General features: G+C 53.9%; 7 protein-coding genes. 1 reads left to right on the top strand and 6 read right to left on the bottom strand.

From position 1 onward, the window contains the following. Positions 1–202: 202 nt before the first annotated feature. From IH971_10040 to IH971_10060, 5 genes are all read right to left on the bottom strand, one after another. Positions 203–865: a hypothetical protein gene (locus tag IH971_10040; protein MCH7498177.1), complete on the bottom strand. Its 663-nt coding sequence runs from the start codon at positions 863–865 to the stop codon at positions 203–205. A 153-nt stretch (positions 866–1,018) separates the two neighbouring features. Further along, complete coding sequence (locus IH971_10045; protein ID MCH7498178.1) at positions 1,019–1,855, bottom strand: hypothetical protein; 837 nt, start codon at positions 1,853–1,855, stop codon at positions 1,019–1,021. Beyond that, positions 1,852–3,078 carry a hypothetical protein gene (locus IH971_10050; protein ID MCH7498179.1) on the bottom strand — a complete coding sequence of 409 codons (1,227 nt, stop codon included), beginning with the start codon at positions 3,076–3,078 and terminating at the stop codon, positions 1,852–1,854. The genes IH971_10045 and IH971_10050 overlap by 4 nt, the downstream gene beginning before the upstream one ends. A gap of 307 nt (positions 3,079–3,385) precedes the next feature. Continuing rightward, positions 3,386–5,008, bottom strand: a complete 1,623-nt coding sequence (locus IH971_10055) for a DUF3391 domain-containing protein (protein ID MCH7498180.1) — start codon at positions 5,006–5,008, stop codon at positions 3,386–3,388. A gap of 43 nt (positions 5,009–5,051) precedes the next feature. Beyond that, positions 5,052–5,282, bottom strand: coding sequence for a hypothetical protein (locus tag IH971_10060; protein ID MCH7498181.1), 231 nt, complete (start codon positions 5,280–5,282; stop codon positions 5,052–5,054). Positions 5,283–5,475: 193 nt separating this feature from the next. Here IH971_10060 and IH971_10065 point away from each other — a divergent pair, with 193 nt between their 5' ends. Beyond that, positions 5,476–6,066 carry a hypothetical protein gene (locus tag IH971_10065; GenBank protein MCH7498182.1) on the top strand — a complete coding sequence of 197 codons (591 nt, stop codon included), beginning with the start codon at positions 5,476–5,478 and terminating at the stop codon, positions 6,064–6,066. A 131-nt stretch (positions 6,067–6,197) separates the two neighbouring features. On the opposite strand, the gene IH971_10070 is transcribed toward IH971_10065, so the two are convergent. Continuing rightward, positions 6,198–7,067 carry a hypothetical protein gene (locus tag IH971_10070; GenBank protein ID MCH7498183.1) on the bottom strand — a complete coding sequence of 290 codons (870 nt, stop codon included), beginning with the start codon at positions 7,065–7,067 and terminating at the stop codon, positions 6,198–6,200. Between the last annotated feature and the right edge of the window lie 572 nt (positions 7,068–7,639).

Here is a 7,639-nt window from a genome sequence, read left to right on the forward strand (position 1 = left end):
GTTCTTTACCTTGTTGTACCAATTGGCGATGGCACTTTTAAGTTCCCTCTCAACCATTCGTGGATTGAGATTCCAATCTTTGGACTTATGGTCGAGCGCCTCGTACCAGGCTAAAATATTATCTTCGGTATCACTATCCTCAAATCCTTCTTCCTCATAGTACCGGATGAGTCGCAATTGATTCTTATTTCGAGTTCCATCTTCAATGATCCCACGTTTCAAAATATCGAGTATAGTCCTCATCGGTGAACTCCAATTCGTTTTGCTTTCTGTATTGTTTGATGTAGTCCAGGCTCTCCTTTAAAGTCAGCCCCATGGGTTCAAGGGTTTGGGGGCTCAGCAATATGCTATCCCTGCCGAGGGGCAATCTCAGATGATCGAGATTGCCGGGAAGGTATTCAAGTGGGATGTCAAATTGAGGCAAACCAGATATCCGATTTTGCAGCCAGTTCTTCAGCGGATCGCGCCACACTTTTGTTGGGAAAAAGTAGTAAACGTGCAAGCCACCGCTTTTGGATGACCGGAAGACAATAGCCGGAACGTGGAAGAGGGAACAAACCTCAATGTACCGAATCATGACAGGCACCGGGCCTTTGTTATCAATATCAATGCAGATAAAATCAGTTTTCCCGGGGCAACATTTCGCCACCCAAATATCGCCAACCAAGTGGCGAAGGTTTTCATATTCCTTCACGCCTATTGGGATTCCGGTTTTTGATTTGACGAACTGCCAGGGACTTTTATAGTCACTTTTATACCAATAACGTCCCGGCGGTTGCACGAAGGTATCAATAAAGTACGTGAGATCATCCTCCCCTATCCCTGCTTGGGTGAGGCGCTTCAGCTTGATCGGCTCTCTAGGCATTGTAGGTCCTCCTTTTACACGGGACAAACTTGAATACTATTTCTCGTAGCTGTGAAAACCTGCTGGTTGGCGCGGCAGCCATGTTCGAGTTTTAGACTATATTCTCCACCCTCACCTAAAGGGCGAGGACTAAAAAGCGCGATCAGGGTCGCTCTATTGCTCTAACATCCGTAAGGGACCCCCATCCTCAAGGGCCGCCTGCTCGGGGCCTAGGGTAGACATTGTAAGCAGCGGCTCCGCGATGGTGCTGGGAGCGAGGTTTGCCTGAACTATGGGCGATTCGAGGGATTCCATTGTCAGGCTATCCGCTTCACCCGCTAGCAACTCGATGGCTTTTAGGATCCGGCCAGGGATCAACCCGGCCGCTTCGATGAGCGTATGCAGCGCATGATCATCCGGTGTCGCCAGGCCGGCAGCGTTGGCCACCTTAGCGGTCCATGACGCCATCGTTTCGGTGGTGAATTGGTTGAGATGCAGAATCCGGCACCTGCTTACCAGAGGCTCGGGCAACGAATCAATCGTGGCCGCCGTCATGATGATCGGCGCCTGCGGGTGCTTGTCCATGATTTCGGGTAATCGCACAAGCAGACTATTTGGGGTGGACTCCAATCTGTCGATATAGAGGCTCTTCCGTTGATAATCCATGGGCATTCCTCTCAGGTGAAATTTCAAGTACTCGTAATCGTTACTTGAGAGTTGATAGCCATAGCATTTGACGCCATCATTGCCGCCTCCCTCGAGAACTGTAGTGCAAGCGTCACACATACCACAGGGATCAAGGTCATCCGGACGGTCGCAGTGCGCTCTCGCGTACAAGAGATTTGCCAAGGGCGTTTTGCCGGTCCCGGATTCACCGACGATGAGCACGCCGTGATAATTGCGGCTCTCTACCATCCGCCGTATGGTGGACATCAGATGGTCGATACCCACTAGATCCGAAAAGCGCTTCGGACCCCGGGGGGTTGTCGTCGGCAGGGTTTGGTTTTTCATGAAATACTCATTATTAGGTGGTTTAGTCGGGATTTGTCTATCTTCACGAAGGTCACCTGCTTAGTCACTTCGTGGACCTTACCATTGACCTTTTCCTTCACACGGATGCGCTGAAGCCTGGGTTTACCGATGATGATCCGCTCTCCGCGAAGTAGACGGCTGAGGTACCATTCGTTAAAATTTGGTCGCACCTGGGTGTGCCTATGCAAGTCTTCAACGATATTCCTTAGGGCAACAAAGTTTTCATTTCGGCGCATTTGGTAGCGCACTTGCTTCTGAGCCAGGAAATCGGCCACCGCCTCTAAAACGAACTCAGGGAATAACTGGCTGCGTCGGGAGGCAAGTTCGATCTGCTGATCGAGGAAAGAGTTCACCTTCTTCCCGGCCTCTAAAGACAGAAGGCCGCGATTCTGGAGTGACCTATTTATTGTACGCAAAGCCTGTAATTGCCTCTCGTACGGATGTATAATCTCGGGGCTGGGTTCATCTGCAGTGATGGCCTTGTCTATCTCGAAGGCCATTGCCACAAACAGGGTACGGAGGCCCTGCAAATCGTGGTCGGTGAACAGACCATGGAGAGCCAAGGAAAGATGGGATATTTCCACGGTGTGCAGGTGGGAAGTCTCGGGAGGCAGGTCTCGAGAGATCACAATTTCAGGGCTATAGAGGGGTGGTTTTTCCCATGTCTCCAGTGCTCTAGACCGGTCGATGGGATAGTCTAGCCAGTAGCCCCGCACCCGTTTTGAATAATTGACAGTATCCTCAAAAACCAGCGCCCCAGCAGCCTTCAGGCGCCGCTTAATTTTGTCGACTCTATCGTAGGGGTAGACCCGGTAGCCATTGAAGCAAAACTGGGGTAGAATCTCAAGAAGACTCGTACTCCGGATCTGGTTGGGAACGTATAGCCATAGTATCGGGAGCATATCGAAGAGGCAGTAACAATAGGAGAGTAGCACATATTCGACCACTACCAGGAGTTGAACTGATTCTCCCACTTTATCAAGAAAGGCACTATCAGCCTCCCCGCTCTGAATGGACTTCAGCAGGGCTCCATGGATGCGTATGCTTGGGTCCTGCCGCCGGGCAGAGGGGCTGATCCTGCTGGGCTGAGGCTTGAATCCATCGGCCGTAAGGATGCCAGCCTGGCCCCTGTACTCCACGGTGAATGCGAGACTCCTATCCTCTACCGCCTGGCTAAACAGGGTGATGGTTTCTTCGTGCATCTTGCCTCACGCCGTTATGTAAACTCCATAGACTCATTAGGTTAGCATCTACGGATGCCTCACACGTGCTTAACGGCTGTCTCACGGGTCGGGTCGGGCTCGCGCCTATTGTCCACGCTTTTTTGTCCGGGATTAGTGTTTTACCGGGAGGGCGACGACGGACTGAAAATTCATCCATGCTCAGTAGGGATATTTCCCACGAAGAAAGGACGACCATGGTGAACCTGACAGTGGCAAGATAGCAGATCACTACTCATCTTCCGTCGTATCCACCCGGCCTGTCAAGCCGGCGGTCCCTCGTCCCTGACTACCTGCTGAACAGCGAGACGAAGACCCTAAATATTTCCGCGTTGTAGTCATTGACCATGCTTGCTTTCATGGTCTGCAGGGCTTGATACGGGGCCAACACCGGCGCTGCTCGATACCGGCGGCGGGAGGTCAGCGCCTCATAAACGTCGGCAATTCTGCAGATCTGGGCAGCTGGATCAATGCCGTCGCCCGAAAGCCCCTGGGGGTAGCCGCTGCCGTCCTCCCGCTCATGGTGCTGAAGCAGGATGCGGGCGCACTCTTCCGTCCACACGTTGGTGGCTGCGAGCATCTTCTCGCCGGACGAGGGGTGCCTGCGAATGAGTTTCCACTCAGCTGCGGAAAGTTTGCCGCGCTTGCTTAAGAGCTGGGCGGGCATTTGGGTCATGCCCAGATCATGCAGGAAAAAGCCCGTTCCCAGCTCCACCAGATCATAGTCGCCGGAGTCCTTCAGCGCCGCTTTGGCCAACAGAATGGACAGGACGCCCACGTTGGCGGAGTGGGTATAGGTGTGCTCATCGTGGGGCAGGATCACAACCATGAAGTTGGCCATCTCATCGTCAGCCATGATCTGATCCACGATAGCGCGGACCATTTCTTTTCCTTGGGCGATATTCTCGGCACTGGGCTTGGCCAGCAGCTGCTCCATCATCCGTATGGCGTATCGATAAATGGCGCCCGCCTTGTTCCGGGGTGGGATCAGGGCGTCCTCCAGCGTCTCCCGAAGCTCAGCCGCTATGACCTCCACTGGGACCAGCTCCGCAGGCGGTAGCGTATCCGGATCGCTCCGGCCCGGGTCCACCCTCACCGCCCCGATCCCGCTGCTGACGAGCTCCGCCAGCTGGTCTTCCGTGGCAATTCTGAAACTGCCCTCCAGGAGAGAGATTGAATCCGGCTTCGCCTCCAAGATGACATACATGCCCAGCGCTAAATCTTCTGCTTTCACCATTCGCGGTGGCAGGTAGCCTTCCGGCTCGTCCTGGTCGTCCAGCGTTACCGCGTCGATCCCGCTGCCCTCCCCCCTGTCCTGTTCCTCAACCGTCACCGTGTCGATGCCGCTCCCTTCCGGCTCGTCCTGCTCCTCAACCGTCACCGTGTCGATCCCGCTGCCCTCCCCCTTGTCCTTTTCCTCGATTGTCACCGTGTCGATGCCGCTGCTCTCCCACTCGTCCTTTTCCTCGATTGTCACCGTGTCGATGCCGCTGCTCTCCCACTCGTCCTTATCATCAATGGTCACCGTGTCAATGCCGCTGCCTTCCGGACCCTCCTCCTGCGGAGTCACGGCGTCGGGCGCCGGCTGCTCTCCCTCCCCAACGGGAGTCTCGACGCTTTCTCCCTCGTCACTCTCGCTGCTGCCCTGTGAAAGGCCCCCCGCCTGCCCGGATTGACGGGCCTGGTCATCGTTTGCATCAGGCCGAGCGGCGCTGGCTGCCGACGCCTCAATCACTTCGCTCTTGGACATATCGACTTTGACTTTTTTGATCCCTGTGGCAATGATCTTCCGGATCTGCTTGGTGGAAACCAGCTTGAAACGGGATTTGGGGAACGCGTGGCGAAACCAGGCTATGTCCAGAATAACATACATGCCCACCTTCAGGTCCTTGGACTGTACGCTTCGGATCATGCTGAAGTTGTCAGACCCGGCTGGGGGCAATCAGCGGTGAGCATCATGCTTGCTCAAGCCCCTGCCACGGTATGTGATTAAAGCTGTGATGGTACATCGTCAAAGCAATATAAGCTACTTCGGTCTTAAACAAAGAAATACATTTTGCACTGCCGAGTTTTCGCTGGCGCCTCGACTGAAGCGGCCTGCGCTCGATCTTCTCCCGCCGCTCCAGGATCTCCTGCTTCAGTTCCCGGGTAAAGGAGTCTTGCCGGCGTTTCGCTACGTTCGTCATCGACCGCTGGTGTCGTTGGGTAAAGCACGTAGCAGCCCCGGCTACCCCTGCAGGCGAGCAACGCGCCCAGGTGGCATTTTTGGGGGAAACTCTGACAGTACTTTTACATTTCTGTGACATCTTTCCCGGTCAGGTGGTGTACTATAGCGCTGAAACCAACAATCGCTAACCAAACGGGTGAAGGGGGATGATCATGGTTAAGAGTATAATGCTTATCATGCTGGCGGGTATAGTAACGGGGCTCATGGCCCAACCGCCCAACCTGAGTTTCAAGCGCGGTGCGCCCATATCCCGCGCCCAGGTCCTGCTGGGCGCCAGGTCCCTGGGGAGCAGGACCGTCGTACCGAACCTGTCGCTAGGCTATTTCTCCGTGTCTTCCAAGAGGAGCCACAGCGACGACTTCGGGTCGGGTAGTTCCGACTTCTCCCTCCATCTGTTCATGCCCACGGTGGGTGTCAGGCTCCTGAGCGCCCGCACCGGCGACCTGCGCAGCTACACGCTGGCGGAAGTCTTCTTCTTGCTGCCGGTGGTCTCCAGCTCTGAGTTCTCAGGCGATGACAAAAAGGAAGTCAGGGACGCCCTCGATCTCCTCGGTCTGACCCTCGGCTTCGGCGCGGAATACTTTGTTTCCGACCAGTTCTCCGTGGGCAGCGAGGCGTCCATAAACCTGGTTTACCACTCGACGGAACGCACGCGCGACTTCGACAACTACACCTCCGAGACCCGGACCATCCTGTCGGCCCTGCTGACCAACTTCACCCTGAACTACTACTTCCGGCCGTAGGGAACTCTGGCATGGCCATGAGGTGTCCAAGACCCCCCCGTGTAGCCAGCCTTCAGTACCAGTAGACGGGGGGCCTAGGGCCCCGGGCGGCTAATGGTATGGATCGGGCGGGGGGATGTCAAGGGGGGTGCCTATTTAATCAGGAAACCTTGAGGATCAGCAAACACGATGCGTTCACGAGACGCTCCACCCAGCCCTGTCTCCCTCGCCGCTTCCGAAATCTTTGGAATACCCGAATCGTCGGATCTTTCAATCCTCTTATATAATCCGGTCGCAAAGTCCTGGTAAAGGTTTATGTCGGTTCCGAGTAAAGAAAAGTTCCCCCAATAAACGAAAGCGTATTGAGGATGACTGTTAAGATAGAAATAGGCGTTATTACTTGAGCCAATATTTTGATAATAGCCAATTCCGTACCAGCGGGAATCATTCGGTATGCCGGAACTGCAATATGTTTCCGCAAATGTGTCCTGGTTGATTCTTGCATGAGAAATATTCACTGAACCTTGGTTTTTGATCCAAACGTACCAGTGGCTGTCAGAAACCCAGAGAAACCATCTAACGTCCTCGGTGCCAACCTCCACATCGAAATCCCATATTATTGTGGTACCACATCTATTAGTCGGGGAGTTTGCCGAGAATGGCAAGCTACCGCTATTTTTCAGAACTCTGACTTTTACACTGTCTTGGGGATCAATCAAGCCGGACGTGTCTGCAAAACTGAAAATAATTGCATCCCAGGTTGTGTTTACATATACGACCACCCGATAGTTTTCTACGTTCACCGGGATCGGATCTGAGTCTGATTTGTTGTCGCTTTCGTCAATAGCGCTAGCCAATATGGTAACTGGCCCATTCGGGCCAAGGTCTGTGTCCCAATTATAGACGTATATATCCTGATTCCGCTTCGAGGCCTCGAACGATACTCCTCCGATGAAAATATCGACAGAAGCTACGGCCTCGTTATCTGTTGCCTTTACGCTTATCTCGATCTGGTTACTCACAGTTTCATTTACGGTTGGGGTGAGAATCGTTATTGAAGGTGGGGTTTTATCGCATCCGATGGATGCCCCTAACAATACAGCTAGCGTAGGGAGAAATCTGATTCGCAAAAAATGACCATTCATCTCACTACCTTATCTGGTGAATCAGCTCAGTTTAATAAATCGACCAGACAATGAAAAGGCGATTTATCACATCATCACCCGTCCGCGCACCACGGCCCCCTATGCCGTGAAAGAACAGGGGCCGAATGAGCGGCCCCTGGTTGCAGCTTACTAGCAAAATGCGGGATCGCTAATGGGGCATACTAACTCTGGGATTAATCAGGCCTTTCCTAAAACTGAAGGGGCCCGCTTGCGCGGCGCCTCGTATGCCGACAATATAAATGTAGGTGGGCTCCCGTCGGAAACCCCCAGCCTGTCAATCCGGAAGTCGCGAGTTCAGGTCTCACCGGTCCCGCTTGAAGCAGTCCCTCGTGAAGGGGCTTTTCCATCACGCAACCATTCGCCCAACAGTCGTTCCGCAATGGGTTGCGCTGGCACCCTAACCAGGGGGTGTCGGCCCAAGGACCTAT

Source organism: Candidatus Neomarinimicrobiota bacterium (genome assembly GCA_022560655.1).
Lineage (GTDB): Bacteria > Fidelibacterota > Marinisomatia > SCGC-AAA003-L08 > TS1B11 > JADFSS01.

Coding starts and splice junctions, on each gene's coding strand:
- IH971_10055 (MCH7498180.1), bottom strand. CDS start 5,008: ATGATCCGAAGCGTACAGTCCAAGGACCTGAAGGTGGGCATGTATGTT.
- IH971_10050 (MCH7498179.1), bottom strand. CDS start 3,078: ATGCACGAAGAAACCATCACCCTGTTTAGCCAGGCGGTAGAGGATAGG.
- IH971_10045 (MCH7498178.1), bottom strand. CDS start 1,855: ATGAAAAACCAAACCCTGCCGACGACAACCCCCCGGGGTCCGAAGCGC.
- IH971_10040 (MCH7498177.1), bottom strand. CDS start 865: ATGCCTAGAGAGCCGATCAAGCTGAAGCGCCTCACCCAAGCAGGGATA.
- IH971_10065 (MCH7498182.1), top strand. CDS start 5,476: ATGGTTAAGAGTATAATGCTTATCATGCTGGCGGGTATAGTAACGGGG.
- IH971_10060 (MCH7498181.1), bottom strand. CDS start 5,282: ATGACGAACGTAGCGAAACGCCGGCAAGACTCCTTTACCCGGGAACTG.